Annotated in this window: 17 protein-coding genes; 4 read left to right on the top strand and 13 right to left on the bottom strand. The window is 67.6% G+C overall.

Annotation, left to right across the window (positions count from 1 at the left end; translation table 11 throughout):
• Positions 1-10 precede the first annotated feature (10 nt).
• Positions 11-1,060, top strand: a complete 1,050-nt coding sequence (locus tag DGN21_RS19985; RefSeq protein WP_047129784.1) for a VacJ family lipoprotein — start codon at positions 11-13, stop codon at positions 1,058-1,060.
• A gap of 247 nt (positions 1,061-1,307) precedes the next feature.
• Here the strand turns inward: DGN21_RS19985 and DGN21_RS19990 are convergent, their stop codons facing one another.
• From DGN21_RS19990 to rmuC, 3 genes are all read right to left on the bottom strand, one after another.
• Positions 1,308-1,853: a glutathione peroxidase gene (locus tag DGN21_RS19990; RefSeq protein ID WP_126966914.1), complete on the bottom strand. Its 546-nt coding sequence runs from the start codon at positions 1,851-1,853 to the stop codon at positions 1,308-1,310.
• Between the two features lie 153 nt (positions 1,854-2,006).
• The gene (locus DGN21_RS19995; RefSeq protein WP_184428997.1) at positions 2,007-2,411 is read right to left on the bottom strand and encodes a hypothetical protein; all 405 of its coding nucleotides are present in this window, start codon (positions 2,409-2,411) and stop codon (positions 2,007-2,009) included.
• 182 nt (positions 2,412-2,593) lie between these two features.
• Positions 2,594-4,129 carry a DNA recombination protein RmuC gene (gene rmuC, locus DGN21_RS20000; RefSeq protein ID WP_024939176.1) on the bottom strand — a complete coding sequence of 512 codons (1,536 nt, stop codon included), beginning with the start codon at positions 4,127-4,129 and terminating at the stop codon, positions 2,594-2,596.
• Positions 4,130-4,435: 306 nt separating this feature from the next.
• Between rmuC and DGN21_RS20005 the strand changes: the two genes are divergently transcribed.
• Complete coding sequence (locus tag DGN21_RS20005; RefSeq protein ID WP_016902107.1) at positions 4,436-4,816, top strand: hypothetical protein; 381 nt, start codon at positions 4,436-4,438, stop codon at positions 4,814-4,816.
• A gap of 181 nt (positions 4,817-4,997) precedes the next feature.
• Positions 4,998-6,413: an amino acid permease gene (locus DGN21_RS20010; RefSeq protein ID WP_065046939.1), complete on the top strand. Its 1,416-nt coding sequence runs from the start codon at positions 4,998-5,000 to the stop codon at positions 6,411-6,413.
• A 454-nt stretch (positions 6,414-6,867) separates the two neighbouring features.
• Here DGN21_RS20010 and DGN21_RS20015 read toward each other — a convergent pair whose 3' ends face one another.
• The 10 genes from DGN21_RS20015 to DGN21_RS20060 all read right to left on the bottom strand — a co-directional run bounded on the left by DGN21_RS20015 (position 6,868) and on the right by DGN21_RS20060 (position 20,006).
• Positions 6,868-9,345 (bottom strand): GH92 family glycosyl hydrolase, encoded by a 2,478-nt coding sequence (locus DGN21_RS20015; RefSeq protein ID WP_126966913.1) that lies wholly within the window; start codon positions 9,343-9,345, stop codon positions 6,868-6,870.
• A gap of 120 nt (positions 9,346-9,465) precedes the next feature.
• Positions 9,466-9,726: a hypothetical protein gene (locus DGN21_RS20020; protein ID WP_215825053.1), complete on the bottom strand. Its 261-nt coding sequence runs from the start codon at positions 9,724-9,726 to the stop codon at positions 9,466-9,468.
• A 547-nt stretch (positions 9,727-10,273) separates the two neighbouring features.
• On the bottom strand, positions 10,274-10,666 hold the full coding sequence (locus DGN21_RS20025) for a DUF2628 domain-containing protein (RefSeq protein ID WP_016902101.1): 393 nt from the start codon (positions 10,664-10,666) through the stop codon (positions 10,274-10,276).
• A gap of 137 nt (positions 10,667-10,803) precedes the next feature.
• Positions 10,804-12,555, bottom strand: coding sequence for a diguanylate cyclase (locus tag DGN21_RS20030; RefSeq protein ID WP_104569407.1), 1,752 nt, complete (start codon positions 12,553-12,555; stop codon positions 10,804-10,806).
• 121 nt (positions 12,556-12,676) lie between these two features.
• Positions 12,677-13,855: a sugar diacid recognition domain-containing protein gene (locus tag DGN21_RS20035; RefSeq protein WP_126966912.1), complete on the bottom strand. Its 1,179-nt coding sequence runs from the start codon at positions 13,853-13,855 to the stop codon at positions 12,677-12,679.
• A 161-nt stretch (positions 13,856-14,016) separates the two neighbouring features.
• On the bottom strand, positions 14,017-15,186 hold the full coding sequence (locus DGN21_RS20040) for a glycerate kinase (protein WP_126966911.1): 1,170 nt from the start codon (positions 15,184-15,186) through the stop codon (positions 14,017-14,019).
• Positions 15,187-15,211: 25 nt separating this feature from the next.
• The gene (locus DGN21_RS20045; protein ID WP_126966910.1) at positions 15,212-16,522 is read right to left on the bottom strand and encodes an MFS transporter; all 1,311 of its coding nucleotides are present in this window, start codon (positions 16,520-16,522) and stop codon (positions 15,212-15,214) included.
• A gap of 478 nt (positions 16,523-17,000) precedes the next feature.
• Complete coding sequence (locus DGN21_RS20050) at positions 17,001-18,254, bottom strand: dipeptidase (protein WP_160954928.1); 1,254 nt, start codon at positions 18,252-18,254, stop codon at positions 17,001-17,003.
• A gap of 236 nt (positions 18,255-18,490) precedes the next feature.
• A complete protein-coding gene (locus DGN21_RS20055) occupies positions 18,491-18,808 on the bottom strand; it encodes a hypothetical protein (protein WP_039518152.1) in 318 nt (105 codons plus the stop codon).
• A gap of 31 nt (positions 18,809-18,839) precedes the next feature.
• Positions 18,840-20,006 carry a class I SAM-dependent rRNA methyltransferase gene (locus DGN21_RS20060; RefSeq protein ID WP_024939159.1) on the bottom strand — a complete coding sequence of 389 codons (1,167 nt, stop codon included), beginning with the start codon at positions 20,004-20,006 and terminating at the stop codon, positions 18,840-18,842.
• Positions 20,007-20,267: 261 nt separating this feature from the next.
• Between DGN21_RS20060 and DGN21_RS20065 the strand changes: the two genes are divergently transcribed.
• Positions 20,268-21,224 (top strand): TerC family protein, encoded by a 957-nt coding sequence (locus DGN21_RS20065; protein WP_024939158.1) that lies wholly within the window; start codon positions 20,268-20,270, stop codon positions 21,222-21,224.
• Positions 21,225-21,674 lie beyond the last annotated feature (450 nt).

The raw sequence follows: 21,674 nt of genomic DNA on the forward strand, positions 1-21,674 counted from the left end.
GCGCCACCCCATGACCCAGCTTCGCCCCCTTTCCCTGTTGGCCTGCCTGCTGCTTGGCGCCTGTGCCAGCCATGCTCCAAAGCCCGCACCGCCTGCGGCCGCTGCCGCGCCCGCCCCGGATGCGACGCCCGCGCCGGCACGCGACGATGCCGGTGTGACCGCGCAGCCGGCCGCCGCCGGCTTTGCCGCCCCCGACGCCCTGCCGGCCACCGCGGCGGCGCCTGCCGAGCAGACCAGCGCCGATGCCGGCACGGCCGGTGCCCCTACCTCGGCCGAGGACGACTTCGCTGCGCTCTACGGCCCCACCACCCCGCAGGCCGGCGCCAACGGTGCACCGGCACAACCCGGTGACGCGCCGTCCTACGATCCGTGGGAGCGCTACAACCGCGGCATGCACCGCTTCAACCTGGCGGTGGACCGCGGCGTGGCGCGTCCGTTGGCCACCGGCTATACCAAGGTGGTGCCGCGTCCGGCCCGCCTGGGCGTGACCAACTTCTTCGACAATCTCGGCACGCCGCTGACCATGGTCAATCAGCTGCTGCAGGGCCACCCGGTGTATGCGGTGCAGTCGCTGGGCCGCTTCGTGATGAATTCCACACTGGGCGTGGCCGGTCTGTTCGACCCGGCCTCCGCGGCGGGCATCCCGCGCCGCAGCGAGGACTTCGGCCAGACCCTGGGCGTGTGGGGCTGGCGCAATTCGCGCTACTTCGAGTTGCCGCTGTTCGGCCCGCGCACCGTGCGCGATACCTTCGGCCTGGGCGGCGACATTCCGCTGTCGCCGTTGCGCCAGGTCGACGACAGCGGTGCGCGCTTCGCCCTGCAGGGTTTGCAGCTGGTGGATACGCGCTCGCAACTGATGTCGCTGGATTCGCTGCGCGACCAGGCACCGGACGAATATGCACTGACCCGCGATGCGTGGATGCAGCGCCGCAACTACCAGATCGTGCGCGATCTGCGCAGCCATCGCGAGAAGGACAACGAGTTGCCCGACTACCTGCGCGAGGACAAGGACAGCACCGTGCCGGTGGATGCGATGCCGATCCCGCAGTGGATCCGTTGATCTGTTGAGCTTGCGGTTTGGATGAATACAAAGCCCGGGAGCGATCCCGGGCTTTTTTGTGCGCTGGTCTTTTACGGCCTTCCGGCTGACGGTGGCGGCTGGGGTAGCTGGAGCACCATCCGGGCCGCGATCGCGCGTGGAGGGAACTCCGCCGGCAAGGCCTTCCCCTTAGATGGCGCAGATCACCGGCAATATAAACAGCGATCGCAGCGACGCGGATCAAATCAGTTCGCCACCGCGCCAGGTGCTACGCCGCCAGCGCCGCATCCACCGCTGCACGCAGGCGCGCATCGTCTGCCGGCACGTCGGGGGCGAAGCGGTCGATGACCTGGCCGTCGCGGCCGATCAGGAATTTCTCGAAGTTCCACAATACGCCCGGTGCCGGGTTGGGTGCGATGCCGTAGCCGGCCAGCTTCTCGCGCATCGGGCCATCGCCGGTGGCTTGCGGGCGGGCGTTGGTCAATGCCTGATACAGCGGATGGGTTTCGGCGCCGGTGACGGCGATCTTGGAGAACATCGGAAAGCTCACGTCGTAGGTGAGCTGGCAGAACTGCGCAATCTCCGCCTCGCTGCCCGGCTCCTGTCCCTTGAAGTCGTTGGCCGGAAAGCCCAGCACTTCCAGCCCCTGTGCCTGCTTGTCGCGATACAGCGCTTGCAGGCCTTCGTACTGCGGGGTCAGTCCGCACTTGGAGGCGACGTTGACCACCAGCAACACCTTGCCGCGATAGTCGGCCAGCGTGGCGGGCTCACCGTCGATGCGGGCCACAGGGATGTCGTACAGCGTCTGGCTCATCGGTGCGTCCTGGACAGGTAGAGCCGAGAGCATAAACCGCCAGGGTGGAGCGAGCGATGCCGCTGGCTCATGGCGCTTGCAGTTATCTGTCGCGACGCGCACGGCCCGATCGGCTGATCGGCCCGTGCGCGCGCTTGACCCTGTTCGCAGCCATCAATCGATGCACAACGCGGCCTGGCCCATGCCGCCGACCACTTCCTGGCGGCAACCGAAGCGGTCGCTGTCGCGCTGGCAGGTGCCGGAGGTCGCGGTGCCGGTCGGCACGATGCTGGTGGCCAGGCAATCGCCGCGGCAGTCGGAGTTGTCACTGCAGGTCTTGCCGGCGTCGGCATACGGCACCACGCAACGCACCGTCTGCATGCGGCCGACCGGACGCAGCTGCCCGCCCTTTGCCGTGCAGTCGGCCGCGTCGGCAGAAACGGCGCGCGGAGGCTGCGGGGCGTCCGCCGCAGCGCCCGACCTGGTCGCCGGGGTATTGCTGCATGCGGTCAACAGCAGCGCGCAGAGCACTGCGTGGATCCATCGGCTTGCCATGTTGAAACTCTCGTCTTGAACCAGGTGGGTACCAGCATCGCGGTGGCGATGTCTGCGCGGCGTGCTCGCTATCGGCGCAGGAGGACTCGCCGGAGGCCTGCGTTGGTAGGAGCGCACCCGGGCGCGATGAGGCGTTATCGGTAATGCCTGGTCGCGCCCGGGTGCGCTCCTACGTCATGGCGTGTGGCATCGCCTTACGCAATGGATCACTCCTGCTCGTCGTTGCCGTCGTCTTCGCTGCTGCTTCCGGTGTCGTCGCTGCCGGGATCGTCCAGCAACGCCTGGGACTGTTCGCTGGCCAGGGTTTCCACGCCGCGCAGGCGGCGTTCGATGGTGCGGGTCTTGCGGCTGGCTTCGCCCAGGCTCTTGCCGACCGTGCTGATCTGGCGCTCGGCCTTTTCGAGAATGCCGGCGAACTTGCCGAACTCGCTCTTCACCGCGCCAAGCACCTGCCAGACCTCGCTGGAGCGCTTCTCGATCGCCAGCGTGCGGAAGCCCATCTGCAGGCTGTTGAGCAGGGCGGTGAACGTGGTCGGGCCGGCCAGCACCACGCGATGTTCGCGCTGCAGCAGGTCGACCAGGCCGGCGCGGCGGATCACTTCGGCGTACAGGCCTTCGGTAGGCAGGAACATCACTGCGAAGTCAGTGGTCTGCGGCGGGCAGACGTACTTGTCGCTGATCGACTTGGCCTGGATGCGGATGGCGCGCTCCAGCTGCGCGGTCGAATTCTTGATCGCGTCCAGGTCGCCCTTTTCCTGCGCATCGATCAGGCGTTCGTAGTCCTCGCGCGGGAACTTGGCATCGACCGGCAGCCATACCACGGTGTCGTCGCCACGCCCCGGCAGGCGGATCGCAAAATCCACCGCTTCGGCGCTGTCGGGCCTGACCCGCACGCTGCGCGCGTACTGCTCCATCGTCAGCGTCTGCTCGAGGATGTTCTCCAGCTGCACCTCGCCCCAGCCGCCGCGGTCCTTGACGTTGGTCAGCACGCGCTTGAGATCGCCCACGCCGGTGGCCAGCTGCTGCATTTCGCCCAGGCCGCGCTGTACCTGCTCCAGGCGTTCGGAGACGAGCTTGAAGGAGGCATCCAGGCGCGTATTGAGCGTGGTCTGCAGTTTTTCGTCGACGGTGGCGCGCATCAGTTCGAGCTTGCTGGCGTTGTCGTTCTGCAGGTTGGCCAGCTGTTGTTCCAGCGTGGCGCGCATTTCGCCGATGCGCAGTTCGTTGCGCTGGGTGAGTTCGGTCAGACGTTGGCCCAAGGCCTCGGTGAAGCGCTGCTGCGACTCGCCGGCCTCTTGCCGGCCCTTGCGGGAGTCTTCGGCCAGCGCATCGCGCAAGGCGGCCATGTGGGTATCGGTGCGTGCGATCAGCTCGGTCAGTTGCTGGCCGAACACCTGGATGCGGGTTTCCTGCTGCTGGCCGAAACCGTCGAGCTGGGTGCGCAATTCGGTCAGCCGCAGCGTCAGTAGTTCGCCGGTGCGTTGTTGCGCCAGGGCGCTTTCTTCGCGGGCCTTGCGGGCATCTTCGCCGAGCGCGTCACGCAACAGGTCAAGGCGCTGGTCGGTGCGCGTGGACAGTTCGGTGAGATTGCGCGCGAAGGTTTCCAGGCGGCTGTCCTGCTGCCGCGCCAGGCCTTCGAGTTGCTCGCGCAATTCGCCGCGGCCGTCGCGTTGCTCGGCGCGCAGCGCCAGCTCCAGGCCGCTGGTGGAAGGACGTCGCAGCAGCGCGATCAGCTGCAACACCAGGACTGCGACGAGCAGTCCGAGAAGGATCAGGGATTCGGATGACATGTGCGCAGTGTAGCCGGGCCGGTCGCAGGGGCTGCGTCAGCGGCTTGCCGGCCGGCGGCGGCTGCCGGGCGCAGTTGGGTGACGCGCACTGCGCCAACGCAGCACGTCGGGGGCCACTTCGCGCAGATGCCTGCAACCGCTGCGCAAAGCGGGCCAGACACCGCCGCGGTGATGGAGTTGCAGGCTGCTCGCAGCGCATTGACCTCAACGTGACCTGCGCATGGCTAGGGTGGGGCTTCGTTCCTGCCAGGCCAGCTGATGACCACTGCCACCAACCAAACCCGTCTGTTCGCGCTGGGCCTGTTCGCGTTTCTCGGCAGCTTTGCGGCAATCGTGTGGTACCTGATGCGGCCGTACGGCACGGCGTATTTCTTCCCGGTGCACTTCTTGATCGGTGCGGCGTTGCCGTTCGGGTTCTACGCGATCGGCGGCACGCGGCTGTGGTTCTGGATCGGGATCGGGGTTACCGCATTGGTGCTGCTGTGGTTCAACTTCTGGGGGCATGATGCCAACGGGGCGGCGCCACGCCTGCTCGACTGGACCCACTTTGCCGCCGGTGCGGTGGGCCTGGTGGGCGCGTGGGCGGTGCAGTTGGTCTATCGCAATGTGCGTCCACCGCATCGCCCGTCGGTTGAGTGAGCGGGGATTGTGCGGGGCGGTCGCGTTTGACCAGGGAACGGCGAGGTGTGGCGCGGGCTCACAGCAGGCGGTGGGCGTGCCTGCGCTGCCATGCCCGCACCGACGCATGACCTCGGACCGATAGCTTTGCTGCAGCGCGTTGGGCGACACTCGGGAATTCTTTGATTCCCGCGAGGTCCGCATGTCGTCTTGGCTCAGGCGCAAATCCATCGATCAGGTCACCGTGCACGAGGCCGGTCGGCAACTGGTCCGCAGCCTGAGTTGGCCGCATCTGATCGCGCTGGGTATCGGCGCGATCGTCGGCACCGGCATCTACACGTTGATCGGGGTGGGCGCGGACAAGGCTGGCCCGGCGGTGCTGCTGTCGTTTGTGGCCGCCGGCATCGTGTGCGCCTGCGCGGCGCTGGCGTATGCGGAGATGGCCACGATGATGCCGGCCGCCGGCAGCGCCTACACCTACAGCTACACCGCGCTCGGCGAGAGCATCGCCTGGGTGGTGGGCTGGAGCCTGGTGCTGGAGTACTCGCTGGTGGTGAGCACGGTGGCGGTGGGCTGGTCGGGCTATTTCGTCGGCTTCCTGCAGTGGTTGGGGGTCAACCTGCCGCATGCCCTGGTGGCCGGGCCGCACGCCGGCGGCATCGTCAACCTGCCGGCGGTCGTGATCACCTTCCTGGTGGCCGGCATGCTGATGGCCGGCACCAAGGAAAGCGCCACGCTCAATGCGGTGCTGGTGGTGCTGAAGATCGTGGCGCTGGGTGTGTTCGTGGCGATCGCGTTGCCGGCCTTCGACAGTGCCAACCTGCAGCCGTTCATGCCGTATGGCTTCCCCAAGACCGCAGGCCCGGATGGCGTGGAGCGCGGGGTGATGGCGGCGGCGGCGATCATCTTCTTCGCGTTCTATGGCTTCGATGCGATCTCCACCGCGGCTGAGGAGACCAAGAACCCGGGCCGCGATCTGTCGATCGGCATCGTCGGTTCGATGATCGGCTGCACGCTGATCTATGTGCTGGTGGCGTTGTCGGCGGTGGGCGCGATGAGCTTCACCGTGTTCGGCAAGAGCCCCGAGCCCTTGGCGCTGATCATGCGCGAACTCGGCCACGGCAAGGCGGCGTTGGTGATCGGCGCGGTGGCGATCATCGCGCTGCCGACGGTGTTGCTGGCGTTTCTGTACGGGCAGAGCCGCATCTTCTTCGTGATGTCGCGCGATGGCCTGTTGCCGCGCGGCCTGTCCAAGGTCAACGCGCGCACCGGTACGCCGGTGGCGATCACCCTGTTCACGGCGGTGCTGGTGGCCGCGTTGGCCGGTGTGGCACGCCTGGATGAAATTGCCGCATTGGCCAACGCCGGCACCCTGGCCGCGTTCACCGCAGTGGCAGCGTGCCTGCTGGTGCTGCGCGTGCGCGAGCCGACGCGTGTGCGGGCCTTCCGTACACCGCTGGCATGGGTGGTGGGACCGGTGGCGATCCTGGGCTGCCTGTACCTGTTCTGGAGCCTGCCCAGCACCACGCAGGGCTGGTTCCTGGTCTGGAACGTATTGGGCGTGGTGGTGTATGTGGCCTATGGGCGGCGGAATAGCCGCTTGGCGAAGGTTGGGTAGTTCCATCTCCCATCGGGAGAAGGTAGCCAGAAGGGCCGGATGAGGGGCGCCCCAGATATCTTTCAGTGCCATGCATGACGAACGCGTCGCCACGCGCCTTCAAGCTTGAATCGTCGATGGGAAAGTCCTGGCGGTAGCCGTCCCGTGCCGCACGACTGCTTGCGGATGCACGCTGACCACTCCCTTCTCCCATCGGGAGAAGGTGGCCCGAAGGGCCGGATGAGGGGACGGGCGACGCCTGGTGTTATCCAACCTGGTCAGGGGCTTCGCTCCCTACCCTCGCCCCCCCGCTCCGCGCCCCGGCCCACGCATGAGGCGCGGGCGCTCCCAGGCACGCGCGCCAGTAGCGCGCAAGCTGTGCCTTATCGCCCCGCAGGAGAGGGGCTTTAGCACATGCTCCGGCAACATCAGGGCTTTCCCTCGCACTCCCCACAACCCGGGGAGGAGCGTTGGCTCAAGGCGCGGCTGCAGGGGTGGCGCAGAACGAGGTTGGGAGTGCATCCGCCTGCGTGCCCCAGCCCTGGGTCGGGGGCTGTTTGGTCAGCGCGAACGACAGCGTGCCGCCCTGCTGCAGCTGGGCCCAGTCCAGGAACACCTGCCGCTGCGGTGTGCCGTTGAAACGCACGCTGTCCACGTATTGCAGCGCGCGGCCGTCGGCGCCGGGGGCGTCGATGCGCAGGCGCTTGCCGTTGCCCAGGTCCAGCGTGGCCCGCTTGAAGCGTGGGGCATGCAGCAGGAACTGCCCGCTGCCCGGCACCGCCGGATACAGGCCCAGGGCACTGAACAGGTACCAGGCCGACATCGTGCCGAGGTCGTCGTTGCCGGTGACGCCGTTGGGCGCATTGGTGAACAGCTGTTGGGCGGCGCGCACCACGGTGGCGGTCTTCCACGGCTGGCCGATCAACGTGTACATCCACGGTGCGTGCAGGTCCGGTTCGTTGTTGGGGTTGTAGCGGTACTGGTTGTAGTAGCTGTATGGGCCGACTACCCAGTGCGTGCGCGCGGCGTTGAGCGGGTCCTTCAGCAGGTCGTCGTAGGCGAAGAAGGCATCCAGGCGTTGGCCGGCCTGCTCGCTGCCGTGCATGGCCTGCAGCATGCCGGGGATGTCCTGCTGCACCAGCCACTGGTATTGCCAGGCGGTGCCTTCGTGGAAGCCATGCTGCGAGCGCGGGCTGTAGCGATCGTCCGAGGGGGCGTACCAGCTGCCGTCTTCCAGCCGCGGCCGTGGGAAGCCGCTGAAGCCGGTGTCGGCATCGCGCACGCTGGCGTCCCAGACGTTGTGCCAGTTGCCGCCGCGTTTGCGCAGCAGCGCGCTGTCGTTGGGGTGGCCGAGTGCCTGCGCCATCTGTGCCAGCGCGCAGTCGGCCAGCGCGTATTCCAGCGTGGCCGAACCGCCGTGGTGCGGGTCCACGTCCATGCCCTTGGACGGAAACGCGCGGTCGTACTGCACGAAGCCGTTGGCCAGGTAGCTGGCGTTGCCGGAACGGCCGGCGTGGCGCGAGTTGATTGGCGGTTGTTCGAAGGCGTTCTGGCGCAGCGCTGCGTACGCCTGCGCCTGGTTGTCCTGCAGCGCGCCGAAGCGCCACAGGTCAACCAGGAACGGGGTCACCGGGTCGCCGGTCATGATGTTGGTATCGAAGTTGGCATAGCCCCAGCGCGGCAGCCAGCCGCCTTGCTGATGGATCGCCAGCAGCGAGCGGCCGATGTCGCGCGCGCGCGCCGGCTGCAGCAAGGCGAGCAGCTGGTTCTGCGAGCGATAGGTGTCCCACAGCGAGAAATACTCGTAGTAGGTCCAGCCATCGGCGCGGTGGATCGCATCGTCGAAGCCACGATAGCGGCCATCGGCATCGCTGCCGGTCAGCGGCTGCAGCAGGGCGTGATACAGCGCGGTGTAGGCCACGCTGCGATCGTCGTTGCTGGCGCCATCCAGCTGCAGGCTGGCCAGCTGCTTGCGCCAGGCCTGTTGCGCGCGCTGGCGCATCTGCTCCAGGCCCAGCAGCTTGCCGCCGAGCATGCCGTCGGCGCGCAGGTTGTTGCGTGCACCTTCGGCATCCACGTGCGAGATGGCGCTGACCACGGTCACTGCGCGCGCGTTCTTGTTGTTGCCCAGCGGGAAACTGAGCCAGGCACCATTGGGCTTGAGTTCGCCGCCCATGCCGTGGCGCGCGTCGGGCACGCCGCCGTCTTCGCCCCAGACGCCGTGCGCGGTGAACGGGCGGTCGAATTCCAGCCGGAACCAGGTGGTGTATTCGTGGCCGCCGCAGAAACTTTGCGTGGTCAGTTTGCCTTCGACCACGCGGTCGCCGACCACCTGCAGCTGGCTGCCGATCACCACGTGGCGGTCGTTGGCCTGGCCCAGGTTGACCAGCACATGGCCAGTGTCGGCGCCGGGGGCGAATGTGTAGCGCTCGGCGGCGGCGCGGGTGAGCGCAGTGGCTTCGGCGTCGATGCCGCCGTAGTCGGTCAGCCGCACCTTGTAGTAGCCGGCCTGGCCGACTTCGCCGTCATGGGTGTAGCGGGCGGCGTAGCGCTTCTGGTCGAAGGCCTTGGCGTCGCCGGTGTCGAAATCGCCGCCCGGGCCGATGCGGCCGGTGACCGGCAGCACCGAGACCTGCCCGCCCTGCTCCCAGCAGCCGGCCCCGGATAGGAACGAGTGGCCGAAGCCGCGGATGCTGGGGTCGTCGTAGCGCCAGCCGGCGTAGTGCGCGCCGATCGGGCTGACCTGGACCAGGCCGAACGGCGCCGAGGCACCGGGGAAGGTGTTGCCGTCGTCCTTGCTGCCGATGAAGGTGTTGACCTGCGCCGGGTCCTGCGCGGCCAGCGGCGCGCACACCGCCATGCCGAGCAGGCACAGGCCGGCGGCGGCGCGGCGCCACCGCGGCGTTGATGGGAAATGCGACGAAGAGCGATCGGATGCAACGGCGAAGGGCATGCAGGACACCTCGGGGGAGAGAGCGGGCGAGGCCGCAGGTGGATGACGCGTGCCGACGGCCCGGACGCGGCGACCGGTCGATATCCGCCTGACGGCGGCTTGCGACGGATTGGCAGCGGCTCAGAAATCGAACACGTATTCTGCCGCGATTTCGCGCCCGACCGGGCTGAACAGGCGGCTGCGGATCTCCTCGGAGCCGATGATCTGCACCGGCGCCGGCCCTTCGGCCGGGACGCGCTTGATGCGCGAACCGGTCACGGTGACGGCATCGAGTTGTTGCGGGGCGCTGGCCTGCTGGGCCAGGGCGGACAGGGGCGACAGCAATGCGAGCAGCACGGCACGGGATAGCTGCTGCGGGCGACAACGGCGGTAATCGGTCATTCAAGCGTCTCGTCAAGGGCGGGTACGACGAAAAGACATCGTCTTTTCAAACACTTGCGGGGGAACGGCATACTTGGATCGATCTAAATCCGGTACCGCTTTGTGCCACTGGTTGGCAAAGGTTAAGCATTCTCGACCCGCGGCTGCACACCGCGGCGCAGCAAAGTGTGCGGGCCCTGGCAGTTTTTCGGTGTTTTAGGCGTTTTGAATCAGGCTGTTGCGCTTGGCCGGGTGCAGCAGTTTTGAAGCGTGTCAGTTGTGCTGACGGATGAGCTGGCTTAGGGGTGATTTGGCTACGTTGTGCGCGGTTGGTTGAGAGGGGTGCGCCTGGGCGTGTCGCGTATCGAGGGGCCGGACCCTCACCCCAAATCCCCGCTCTGCGCCCAGGCACGCGCGCCAGTGGCGCGCACGCTGTGCCTTATCGCCCCGGGGGAGAGGGGCTTGGTTCCCGGGGCTTGGTTGGCCCATAAAAAAGCCCGGTCAGTGACCGGGCTTGGCGACGCTGGCGTGGCGGCGGGAGGGGCCGACGCGCCGGTGACGCAGTTGCTCAGATCCAGCGCATGCCTTCGAACGGGTTCCAGCTGGTGCTGCCCTTCACCTTGTCCAGGTAATAGGCGTAGTTGGCGATCATGCCGGTCAACAACGACAGCGGCAGCCACAGCACATTCTGAAACGCGGCCGGCAGGAACGAGGCCACGATGCTCACCACGACGCTGATGCCGATCAGGCTCAACGCCTTGCGCCACAGGCCGATGATGAAAAAGTAGATGACGCCGAAGAAGAAGGCATAGAAGTTCATGCCGACCTTGACCTTCTCACCAAAGCTCAAGGTCTTCAGTGCGTTCTTGTAACTGGGGTCCTTGGGGCCACCGTGCCGGTCGAAGAAATCGAAACGGAACTGCCACTTGGGGCTGAGCTGGGTGCGATCGAAGGTGTCCATTCCAAACCATGTAGTTGAAAACGGTTACATGATAGGCGATCGCGTATTCACCGGACACGTTTGCGGGCGCCGGACGGAAGACGGGGTCAGCCGCCGATCAGTTTCGGCAGTGGCCGCTTGCAGCGGTGCAGCGCGCGTTATTCACGCTGGTCGCTGAGGCCGGTGCCGCGGCGCGCCCGGCGCAGCGCATACAGCGAGTGGTCGGCGCGGTCGACCACCGCCGCCAGCGCCTCGCCGTCGTTGCGCAGGGCGGTGCCCAGGGTGAACCGGATTGGCGCCTCGTCAATGGCGGCCATGTAGTCGCGCACCAGGGCCGCCAGCTGCGGCTGGGTGGGTTGATGCAGCAGCACCAGGAACTCGTCGCCGCCCAGGCGGACCAGACGGTCCTGGGTGCGCAGCGGCTGGTTGAGGAACCAGGCCATCTGCACCAGCACCTCGTCGCCGCGCTGGTGGCCATGGGTATCGTTGACCAGCTTGAACTTGTCCAGATCCACCACGATGCAGCCCCAGCGCACGCTGGGATCGCGCTTGTCGAGCTCGTCCAGGAAGCGGCGGTTGTAGCAGTTGGTGAGCGGGTCGGTGAACGACCATTCCAGCAGCTGCTTCTCCTGATGGTACTGGTTGGTGATGTCCTGGGCGTGCGCCAGCACGATGGTGGCGTCGGCCTCCACGTCCAGCACGTTGCGGTACTGCCAGTGGCGCAGGCTGCCATCGCTGGCGACCAGCTCGATCACGCCGGCGTCCTGGCCGTCGAGCACCATCCGCGACAGATAGCCGTGCAGGGCGGCATGCAGCTCGGGGCGGACGAATTCCAGCAACGAGCGGCCTTCCATGCCCTCCACGCTGCGGCCCAGCGAGCGCGCGGCGGCCGGATTGACGCTGATCAGGCGGCCATCCATGTCGTGAGTGCAGATCAGGCCCAGGCTGTACTGGAACATGTTGCGGAACTTGCGCTCGCTGGCGGCCAGCGCATCCACCGCGCGATGGCGGTCGGTGACGTCCTGGATCGCGCCGATCAGACGGGTGCGTCCGTCCACATGCTCCATCGAGCCGGTGCTGTGCACCCACAGCTGCCGGCCGGTGGCGCTGACCAGCGGCAGTTCCAGATCCCAGGGCGTGCCATCGCGCACGCAGGCCTCGACCGCCTCGGTGATCACCGCGCGCGCATCGAGCGGGTAGAAGCCGATCCCTTCGGCCAGGGTCGGCCGGTAGCCGGCCGGCAGATCGTGCAGGCGGCAGGTCTGGTCCGACCAGGTCAGGGTGCCGCTGGCCACGTCCACTTCCCAGCCGCCGACGCCGGCAACCCGGCCGGTGCGCTCCAGGAACGCCTCGCTCTCGCGCAGGCGTTGCTGCAGCTGTTCATTGGCGGCCTGGCGTTCCAGCATCAGCCGGCGCTGCTCCAGGCCTTCGGCGGCAACCCGGGCCAGCTGCTGCAAGGCGGCCAGTTGCGCCGGCTCCAGCGCGCGCGGGCGCTGGTCGATCACGCACACCGTGCCCATGCGCAAGCCGTCGGACAACACGATCGGCGCACCGGCGTAGTAACGGATCCCCGGCGCATCGGTGACCAGCGTATTGTCGCGAAAGCGCGGATCGGCCGGCGCATCGCGTACTTCCATCACCGCATCGTCCTGGATGGTGTATGCGCAGAACGCGAGTTCGCGTGGGGTTTCGCTGGCATCGGGCAGGCCGATATTGGCCTTCCACCATTGGCGATGTTCGTCCACCAGCGACACCAGCGCGATCGGCGTGCCGGCGATCGCCTGCGCGGCGGCGGCCAGCGCGTCGAAGAACGGCTCGGCATCGGTGTCGACGACCTGCAACAGCGCCAGACGCGACAGCCGCTCGGCCTCGCGGGAGGTGGATGACACGACGGCGTCGCAGTGGCTCAATGAAATGCTCGCTTGGTCCCCCGGGCAATCCGCTCAGTCTAGCGGACCGAACATACCTGCTAACGCAGCGTTGCGTGCGCCATCGCACAGAAGATGCCTTGTGCGCAGCCCACACGCTCCGTCACTGGATGGGCTCGGTCCCGCTTGCCGCAGTGGCGTCGCGCATCTGCAGGGCCAGATACAGGCGCACGCAGTCGTCGGTATTGCGCAGGTCCACGCCGCAGAGTTCTGCAATGCGCTGCATGCGGTAATCCAGCGTATTGCGGTGGATAGCCAGTGCCTTGGCGGTGGGCGCCATGCGCATGCCGGCGCCGAACCACACCGACAGCGTCTGCGCCAGGTCGCCGCGTCGGTCCTGGGCCAGCAGCGCCTGCAGCGGCTTGCGCAGTTCCTCGGCCTGCCAGGCCTGGCGCAGGTCGTCCACCAGCACCGGCAGGCGATGGTCGTCGTAGAAGAACGCATCGGCCTGCGGCGCGCGCGCCTTGCCGATGCGCATGGTGGTGCGCGCGATCTGGTGCGACAGCGCCAGCCCGCCGGGCTGCGGGAAATACTGCCCCAACGCGAGGCGGATACGCAGCGGGCTGCTGGCGCGCATGCGCTCGAGCAAGGTGTGGGCGCGGCGGCGTTGTTCGTCCACATCCCAGTGGCCGCGGCGGTCCAGTGCGGGCTTGAGCACCACCAGTTCGTTGAGCGCGGTGGCGGCGATCAGGTTGCCGCGCTCGGGCGTGGACAGCAGCGTGTGCAGGCGCTGCAGTTCCACCAGCATCGCGTCCAGGTCGAGGGTGTCGCTTTCCACTTCGATCACCGCTGCCACGCGCGGCAGGTCGAGCGCGATGCCGAGCCGTTCGGCCCAGCCGGCCAGTGCCGGGGTCGGCCCGTCGGCGCGGATCAGGCCGAGCGTGACTTCCTCGCGCAGGCGCGCATCGCGGGCCAGCAGGCGCAGCAGGCCGGCCTGTTCCAGCATCGCTTCGGCGGCCATGCGCACCAGTTCGGCCTGTTGCCCGATCCGCTGCGGGTCGCCGGTCAACCCGACGCAGCCGACGATGCGGCCATCGGCGATCAGCGGCAGGTTGACGCCCGGGCGAACCGCATCCAGCTGCTGCGCCAGCGCCGCATCGATCTCCACCCGGCCCTGCCTGGACAGCACCAGCAGCGCGCCCTCGTGCAGCTGACCGATGCGCGCCGGCTCGCCGCTGGCGATGATGACGCCGGTGTGGTCCATCACATTGACGTTGCCGTCGATGATGGTCATCGCGCGGTCGACGATGGACTGCGCCAGGGTGCGGTCGAGCGTGAGCATGGGCGTGGGGTCTGTTGACGCGATCGGGGAGGACACGGTGGCATGTTCGGTGCTGCATGGCGGTGCCCCGTCCTGCGCGCGCATGCATCAGGCAGGCAGCGCCAGTGGATAACGTGGCGACCGCATGGCACAGCCTGCGCACGGCATCCCGCGCGCTGCCGTCAGCGCGTGGCTGCACGCGCAGGCAACTGCGCCAAGGCCTGACCCAGCTGCAGCGCCGCGGCCACATTGTGGGCGGCGATGCGCACGTTGCTGGCGGCTTCGGCCAGCGCCTGCTCCACCGTGCAGGCGCGGTGCACCACCGCAAACATCGCGTCGATGCCGTGCCCATGCAGCAGCGCGGCGCCGTTGCCCAGGCAACCGGCGATGGCGATCACCGGCTTGCCGTGGCGCTGCGCCAGCCGCGCCACGCCCACCGGGGTCTTGCCGTGCAGGCTCTGGCTGTCCAGGCGGCCTTCGCCGGTGATGACCAGATCGGCCTGGGCGACCAGGGCATCCAGCCCGAGCGCCTGCGCGACGATCTCCACCCCGGGCCGCAACTGCGCACCCAGGTAGGCCACCAGCGCCGCGCCCAGGCCGCCGGCCGCACCGCCGCCGGGCAGGTCGTGCAGGCGCAGTCCCAGGTCGCGTTGCAGCACATCGGCGTAGCGCTGCAGGTTGCTGTCGAGCTGGCGCACCATGCTGGGGGTGGCACCCTTCTGCGGGCCGAATACCGCCGAGGCGCCGGTCGGGCCGATCAGCGGGTTGTCCACATCGCAGGCCACTTCGAACTGGCAGTCCTGCAGCCGCCGGTCCAGGTCCTGGGTATCGATCCGCGCCAGCGTCGCCAGCGCGCCGCCACCGGGGCCGATCGCCTCGCCCTGCGCATCCAGCAGCCGCACGCCCAACGCCTGCGCCAGGCCGGCGCCGCCGTCGTTGGTGGCGCTGCCGCCGATGCCGATGATGAAGCGCCGCGCGCCGGCATCCAGCGCGGCCAGGATCAACTCGCCCACGCCCGCGGTACTGGTGCGCAGCGGCGCGCGCTCGGCCGGCGGCACCAGTGCCAGGCCGCTGGCGGCGGCCATTTCGATCACCGCGGTGCGGCCGTCGCCGGTCAGGCCGAAGAACGCCTGCACCGGGGTGCCGAGCGGGCCGCTGACCGTGCAGTCGATCACCCGCCCGCCGGTGGCGGCCACCAGCGCATCGACCGTGCCTTCGCCGCCATCGGCCACCGGCACCTTGCGGTACTGCCAGTCGGGGAACACCTCGCGGAAGCCGGCCTCGATCTGGGTGGCCACCTCCAGCGCGGACAGGCTTTCCTTGTAGGAATCGGGGGCGATGACGATCTTCATGGGCACACTCGCTGGGACGGACGCATCACTGGTTCACCGCGCGTGCCGGCACCCGCAGCACCAGCGCGGCGCCCAGCAGCATGGCCCCGGCCAGCACATACAGCGCCAGCTCGGTGCTGTGGGTGGCGTCCTTGATCCAGCCCACCAGGTACGGGCTGACGAAGCCGGCGACCTGGCCGGTGGAGTTGATCAGCGCCAGCCCACCGGCAGCGGCGGCGGCGGTGAGAAAGCCGTTGGTCAGCGGCCAGAACAGCGGCAAGCCACTGACCGCGCCCATCGTAGCCAGGGTCATGCCGAACAGGGCCAGACCCAGGTTGTCGGTGACGCTGGCGGCGATGCACAGCCCGGCCGCCCCCATCAGCAACGGGATCACCAGGTGCCAGCGGCGCTCGCGGCGGCGGTCGGCCGAGCGCCCCATCAGCAGCATGAACACCGCCGCGGCCAGGTACGGAATGGCGCTCATCAGGCCGATCCGGGTCGGGTCGGTGACGCCGCTGCCCTGGATGATCGAAGGCAGCCAGAAGTTGATCGCATACACCCCGCTCTGGATGCAGAAGTACACCGTGCCCAGCATCCATACCGCCGGGCTGCGCAGCACCGCGCCCAGCGAGCTGGAGGCGCCGGCCGGCTTGCCGGCTTCGTCGGCGGCCAGCGCGCGGGTCAGTGCCTGCTTCTCCTGCGGGTCCAGCCAGGTGGCCTGCTGCACGCCATCGCTGAGCAGGAACCACACCCCGATGCCCAGCAGCACGGTCGGCAGGCCCTGCAGCAGGAACATCCACTGCCAGCCGGCCAGGCCACCCTGCCCGGCCGAGAAATGGCCGAGGATCCAGCCCGACAACGGCCCGCCCAGCACGCCGGAGATCGGGATGGCCGACATGAAGACGGTCATGACCCGGCCATGCTGGGCGCGCGGAAACCAGCGCGTCAGGTACAGCACGATGCCGGGGAAGAAGCCGGCCTCGGCCGCGCCGGTGAGCAGGCGCAGGGTGTAGAAGCCGGCCGGCGTGCGCACGAACATCAGGCAGGTCGACAGCAGGCCCCAGCTGACCATCATGATCGCCACCCAGCGGCGCGCACCGATGCGCTGCAGGATCAGATTGCTCGGCACCCCGCAGGCCAGGTAGCCGATGAAGAAGATGCCCGCACCCAGCCCGTACACGGTCTCGCTCATGCCCAGATCGCCGAGCATCTGCAGCTTGGCGAAGCCCACGTTGACCCGGTCCAGGTAGTTGAACAGGTAGCAGACGAACAGGAACGGGATCAGCCGCCACAGGATCTTGCGGTAGGTCGGGGCCATGTCATCGGGGGGCGGCAGTGGCCGGGTGGCTTGGGTCATCGCACGCTCCAGCAGTCGGTGGGCCCCACCGGCGCGCAGTGCTGGCACCGGCACCACACAGGGGTCGGCGCATTCTAGTTGGAGCTTTTTCCCGGAAGCATCGTCAGCCTGCTGCCTGTCTGCCGGCAGGCACACGCCGGTTTTTGTGCAAATGCCCAAATCCACGTCAGGTGTCCCGAGCGTGTGCGAGGCTAGGAACGCTGCAGCAACCATGATGTTGGTACAAGGCTGACCATCCCGATGCTGCGACGGCGACCCGCCACCCAACCACCTGGCTGACAACTAGTGCCGGCGCACTCCGCGCGCGCCCCAATCAGCCCATCCGGCGAAGAAGCCCGCAGCAGCAACGCGCCTCTACCCCAGCCCTGCACCAACAACCAATCTGGCGCCTCACCGCCAAGCCCGACGCAGCACCCAGCCCGCACGACAGACCGCCTCGGCCTTGCGAATCCCGAATCCCGACTCCCCAATCCCAGCACTACCTCCCCACTCCCGACTCCCGATTCCCCACCGCATACGCCTGCGCCTGCCCCATCACCCGCAGCAGGTTGCCGCCCCAGATGCCGGCGATCTGCTGCTCGGTGTAGCCCTTGCGCAGCAGCCAGGCGGTGATGCGCGGCAGGTCGGAGACGTCTTCCAGGCCGACCACGCCACCGCCGCCGTCCCAGTCCATGCCGATGCCCACGTGCTCGGGCCCGACCACCTTGAGCACATGCTCCAGATGGGCGAAGAAATCCTCCTCGGTGGCGCGCTTGATCGGATAGCGCGCATCCAGGTCCTTGAGCGCGGCGCTCAGGGCCGTGCCGTCGGCGATCTTGATGTGCTCCCAGCCGCCGTATTGCTCGGTCAGCGCCTTCTCGGCGGCCTTGCGCTCGGGGCTGGCGCCGCTATCGACCAGATAGCCGCCGTAGGAATTCACCTGGATCACCCCGCCGTGCTCGGCCAGCACCTTCAGCCGCGCGTCGTCGATATTGCGCGGATGGTCGAACACCGCACGCGCGCCGCTGTGCGAGAGCACGATCGGCACCGGCGACAGTGCGATCAACTGGTCGAACACCGCATCGGAGGCATGCGATTGATCGATCACGATGCCCAGCGCCTGCGCCTGTTGCACCAGTTGCTTGCCGGCCGGGCTCAGGCCCTTCCACTCCGGCCCCTTGGGGTCGGTGGCCGAGTCGGCGAACTCGTTGTTGAGAAAATGCACGGTGCTCATCAGGCGCAGGCCCTGCGCGTAATAGAAGCGCAGCAGCGTGGGGTCGGCCACCAGCGGGCTGGCGTTTTCCATGCTGATGTACACCACGCGCTTGCGATCGGCCTTGATGCGCGCGGCATCGGCGGGCGTGGTGGCGAAGGCGAAGCGCTGTGGTTGCGCGGCCAGCAGCGTGTGGATCTTCAACAACCGCTGCAGACCGGCATCGCGATCGTCCAGATGCGCGGCCGCACTGCGATTGCCCTGCGCGGTGTAGACCGCCCAGAAGCCGCCATCCAGCGCGCCTTCGACCATGCGCGGGTAATCCACCTGCGACAGCCGGTTGCCGGCATGCGCCTGCAACACGTCGAAGTCGGGGCGCTCCAGGTTGGCCGGCGTGTCCAGATGCGAATCCAGCGTGACCAGGCGCTGTTGCAGCGCCGTGGCGCGCGCCAGCTCGGCCTTGGAAAACTCCAGCGCGTGGGCAGGCAGCGCGGTGGCGAGCAACAGCGAGACAGACAGAGACAGCGTGTGCAGGTGCATGCGATCTCACAGCCAGGTGGGGGTCACCGGATCATAACGGCTTGCGGCACGCGTACTGCACGCGCCACGGCGCAGGCGATGCGCACATTGCGGCTCTGAAAAAATACACACGGAACCACATTGCGCGCAGTGCCAACGTCTGTACGCCGCGCCCAGCTTGCAGCCGCACGCAGGGATCCATGCGTGGCCCACCGTGACCGCTTGCCTGGCGATGGCATGCGGGGCTAGGTGTGGGTTCAATCGCCCAGTTCGGCCAGGCGCGCGCGCACGCTCTCGACATCGACGTGCTCGCGCACGTGCAGCCACTGCCGCGCCCATACCGAGCGCAGCACGATCCAGGCACCGAGCACGCCCAGGCAGGTCGAGCCCAGCGCCAGCAGCAATGGATGCAACGGCGAACCGTTGCCGGTCTGGAACAGGTACATGAAGGCGCCAGCGAACAGCAGCCACACCCCGAACACCGGCCAGTTGCTGGCCAGCAGACTGGCATGGGGCCGCTCGATCTCGCGCAGCAACCGGCTCAGCGCCTTGCGTTCCTCATCGTCCGCTGTCATCGACTGGCCGCTCCAGGGGTTGATCGCCGCGCTAGATCACGCGGCAGAAAACAGCCTTCAGATAGCGCGATTCCTGCACGTGCGCCATGAACGGGTGGTCCGGACCGGCGCCGGCCACCTTCAGGATCTGGATGGTGCGCCCGGAGAAATACGAGGCGCGCCGCAGCATGTCCAGGAACTCCTGTTCGGCCACCAGCCCGGTGCACGAGAAGGTGGCGAACAGGCCACCGGGCTTGACCACGCCCAGCGCCAGCTTGTTCATGTCCAGGTACTTCTTCAGCGCCGGAATCACCTGCTCGCGGTCGCGGGTCATCTTGGCCGGGTCCAGGATCACCACATCGAACTGCTCGCCGCGGTTGGAGGCATCGCGCAGCCAGGGGAAGATGTCGGCCTGCACGAACTTCGGCCGCACGTTGTTGAGCTTGGCGTTGCCCTTGGCGATGGCGATCACGTCCTCATCGATGTCCACGCCCAGCACCTCGGACGCGCCGCGCGCAGCCGCATACACCGCAAAGCCGCCGGTGTTGCAGCACAGGTCCAGCACGCTCTTGCCTTCGACCTGCTCGCTCAGCCACTGGCGGTTCTCGCGCTGGTCGGCAAAGAAGCCGGTCTTGTGCGCACCGGCCGGGTCGGCACGGAACTTGATGCCGTACTCGGTGATCACCGACGCTTCGGTGGTGGTGTTGCCGTGGAAATCGAAGCTTTCCTGCTTCTGCACGTGTTCGTCGGCAAAGCTGTGGAAGCGGCAGCCCGGGAACTGCTCGCGCAGCGCCTCGTAGATCCATTCGCGGTGGCGGAACATGCCGGCGGCGAAGAACTCCACCACCACCAGGTCGCCATAACGGTCCACCACCAGGCCGGACAGGCCGTCGCCTTCGCTGTGCACCACGCGCCAGGCGTCGGACACCGCGTCGAGCTTGAGCCAGTCGCGGCGCAGGCTCACTGCCGCGGCGATCTTGCGCGAGAACCAGCCCGCATCCACCGGCACCGCCTGGTCGGTCTCCAGGATGCGCACGGCGATGCGCGAGTGGCCGTTGTAGAAGCCGCGGCCGACCCACTCCCCGTCCACGCCGACCACATCGACGATGGTGCCGGGTTTGGGCTTGGCGGCGGGCTTTTCCACCAGCTTCTGGAAGATCCACGGGTGGCTGGAGCGCCACGCATTCTTGAGTCGGACGACGGGGACAGGAGTATTCATCCGCCCATTGTATCCGGCTGGATTGACGTGCCTGCCCCGGGCACGCAGAATCGGGCATAGAAGGGGAGTAGCTCCCAGCGTTGTCGCCGTCATGACGAGCCCTGCCAACAGGCGCTCCGGTGCAACGGCAACCGGCCCGGCCGGTTGTGAGCGAGACCTTCGCCGCGCAGGCGAAGGTCCGTCACCCGGAATCCACGATTTCCGTGTCACAAGGCCTCAGCCCACCGGCTGTCCAGGTCGTTTCACTTTCGGGATTCTTGTATGCAAACCATTGGCAATGTCTGGTTATGGGGCGGCTTCGCGATCGTGGTGATCGTGGCGCTGTTGGTCGATCTGGTGCTGATGCGCCACGGCGGTGCCCACAAGGTCACCTTCAAGGAAGCCACCTGGTGGAGCATCGGCTGGGTGCTGCTGGCGCTGGCCTTCAACGCCGGCCTGTGGTGGTACCTGCAGGGCAGCATGGGCGATGCGGCGGCCGACCGCATCGGGCTGGAGTTCCTGACCGGCTACCTGGTCGAGAAATCGCTGGCGGTCGACAACATCTTCGTGTTCCTGATGGTGATGACCTACTTCGGCGTGCCCGAGGAGCAGCGCCAGCGCGTGCTGATCATCGGCGTGCTGGGCGCGATCGTGCTGCGCGCGATCATGATCTTCGCCGGATCGGTGCTGCTGACCAAGTTCCATTGGCTGCTGTACGTGTTCGGCGCCTTCCTGCTGCTGACCGGCATCAAGATGTGGTTCTCCGCCGGCAAGGAGCCGGACCTGGAAGCCAACCCGGTGCTGCGCTGGATGCGTGGCCATCTGCGCCTGAGCCCGCAATACCACGGCCATGCGCTGAGCGTGATCAAGGACGGCAAGCGCTGGTTCACCCCGTTGTTCGTGGTGCTGATCCTGATTGCGGTGATCGATGTGATCTTCGCGGTGGACAGCATCCCGGCGATCTTCGCGATCACCACCGACCCGTTCATCGTGCTGACCTCCAACGTGTTCGCGGTGCTGGGCCTGCGCGCGATGTTCTTCCTGCTGGCCGGCATGGCCGACCGCTTCCATCTGCTGCCGTACGGCCTGGCGGTGATCCTGGTGTTCATCGGCACCAAGATGATGATCATCGATCTGTACAAGATCCCGGTGCTGGTCTCGCTGGCGGTGGTGATCGTGATCCTGGTCTTCACCATCGTGCTCAGCCTGCTGCGGCCGCCCAAGCCGGCCGGGCACTGACCGGCCGGGATTCGGGATTCGGGATTCGGGATTCGGGATTCGGGATTCGGGATTCGGGATTCGGGAATCGGGAATCGGGAATCGGGAATCGGGAATCGGGATTCGGGATTCGGGATTCGGGAATCGGGATTCGGGAATCGGGAATCGGGAATCGGGAATCGGGAATCGGGAATCGGGAATCGGGGTTGTGCTTGGCTGCAGCTGATGGTGCAAGGGATGCCGCGGTTTCGCTTCGGCTCTCGCCACTGGGGCCGGTCGTGGTCTTCGGCCGTGATCGTCGGCTCCGTCGCCCATTACGCGACTCGGCTGCAGCGCACCACAGGCGGTACCGGAGCATTGGGACCGCGCCCTGGTTGCCACCACACCTAACTGCGGTGAGGTATTGGCCGCCGCGGCCTGCCTGCCGGGCTTCGTATCAGCCCGGCGGGCAGCAGGATTGTCCCGCCGCCG

Source organism: Xanthomonas sp. MLO165 (genome assembly GCF_018831305.1).
In the GTDB taxonomy this organism is placed as follows: Bacteria; Pseudomonadota; Gammaproteobacteria; order Xanthomonadales; family Xanthomonadaceae; genus Xanthomonas; species Xanthomonas arboricola.

Excerpts from the sequence above, each read along its gene's own strand:
- DGN21_RS19985 (WP_047129784.1), top strand. The coding sequence starts at position 11 with ATGACCCAGCTTCGCCCCCTTTCCCTGTTGGCCTGCCTGCTGCTTGGC.
- DGN21_RS19990 (WP_126966914.1), bottom strand. The coding sequence starts at position 1,853 with ATGAGCCAGACGCTGTACGACATCCCTGTGGCCCGCATCGACGGTGAG.
- DGN21_RS20005 (WP_016902107.1), top strand. The coding sequence starts at position 4,436 with ATGACCACTGCCACCAACCAAACCCGTCTGTTCGCGCTGGGCCTGTTC.
- DGN21_RS20010 (WP_065046939.1), top strand. The coding sequence starts at position 4,998 with ATGTCGTCTTGGCTCAGGCGCAAATCCATCGATCAGGTCACCGTGCAC.
- DGN21_RS20015 (WP_126966913.1), bottom strand. The coding sequence starts at position 9,345 with ATGCCCTTCGCCGTTGCATCCGATCGCTCTTCGTCGCATTTCCCATCA.
- DGN21_RS20020 (WP_215825053.1), bottom strand. The coding sequence starts at position 9,726 with ATGACCGATTACCGCCGTTGTCGCCCGCAGCAGCTATCCCGTGCCGTG.
- DGN21_RS20025 (WP_016902101.1), bottom strand. The coding sequence starts at position 10,666 with ATGGACACCTTCGATCGCACCCAGCTCAGCCCCAAGTGGCAGTTCCGT.
- DGN21_RS20035 (WP_126966912.1), bottom strand. The coding sequence starts at position 13,855 with ATGCTCACGCTCGACCGCACCCTGGCGCAGTCCATCGTCGACCGCGCG.
- DGN21_RS20040 (WP_126966911.1), bottom strand. The coding sequence starts at position 15,186 with ATGAAGATCGTCATCGCCCCCGATTCCTACAAGGAAAGCCTGTCCGCG.
- DGN21_RS20045 (WP_126966910.1), bottom strand. The coding sequence starts at position 16,522 with ATGACCCAAGCCACCCGGCCACTGCCGCCCCCCGATGACATGGCCCCG.
- DGN21_RS20050 (WP_160954928.1), bottom strand. The coding sequence starts at position 18,254 with ATGCACCTGCACACGCTGTCTCTGTCTGTCTCGCTGTTGCTCGCCACC.
- DGN21_RS20055 (WP_039518152.1), bottom strand. The coding sequence starts at position 18,808 with ATGACAGCGGACGATGAGGAACGCAAGGCGCTGAGCCGGTTGCTGCGC.
- DGN21_RS20060 (WP_024939159.1), bottom strand. The coding sequence starts at position 20,006 with ATGAATACTCCTGTCCCCGTCGTCCGACTCAAGAATGCGTGGCGCTCC.
- DGN21_RS20065 (WP_024939158.1), top strand. The coding sequence starts at position 20,268 with ATGCAAACCATTGGCAATGTCTGGTTATGGGGCGGCTTCGCGATCGTG.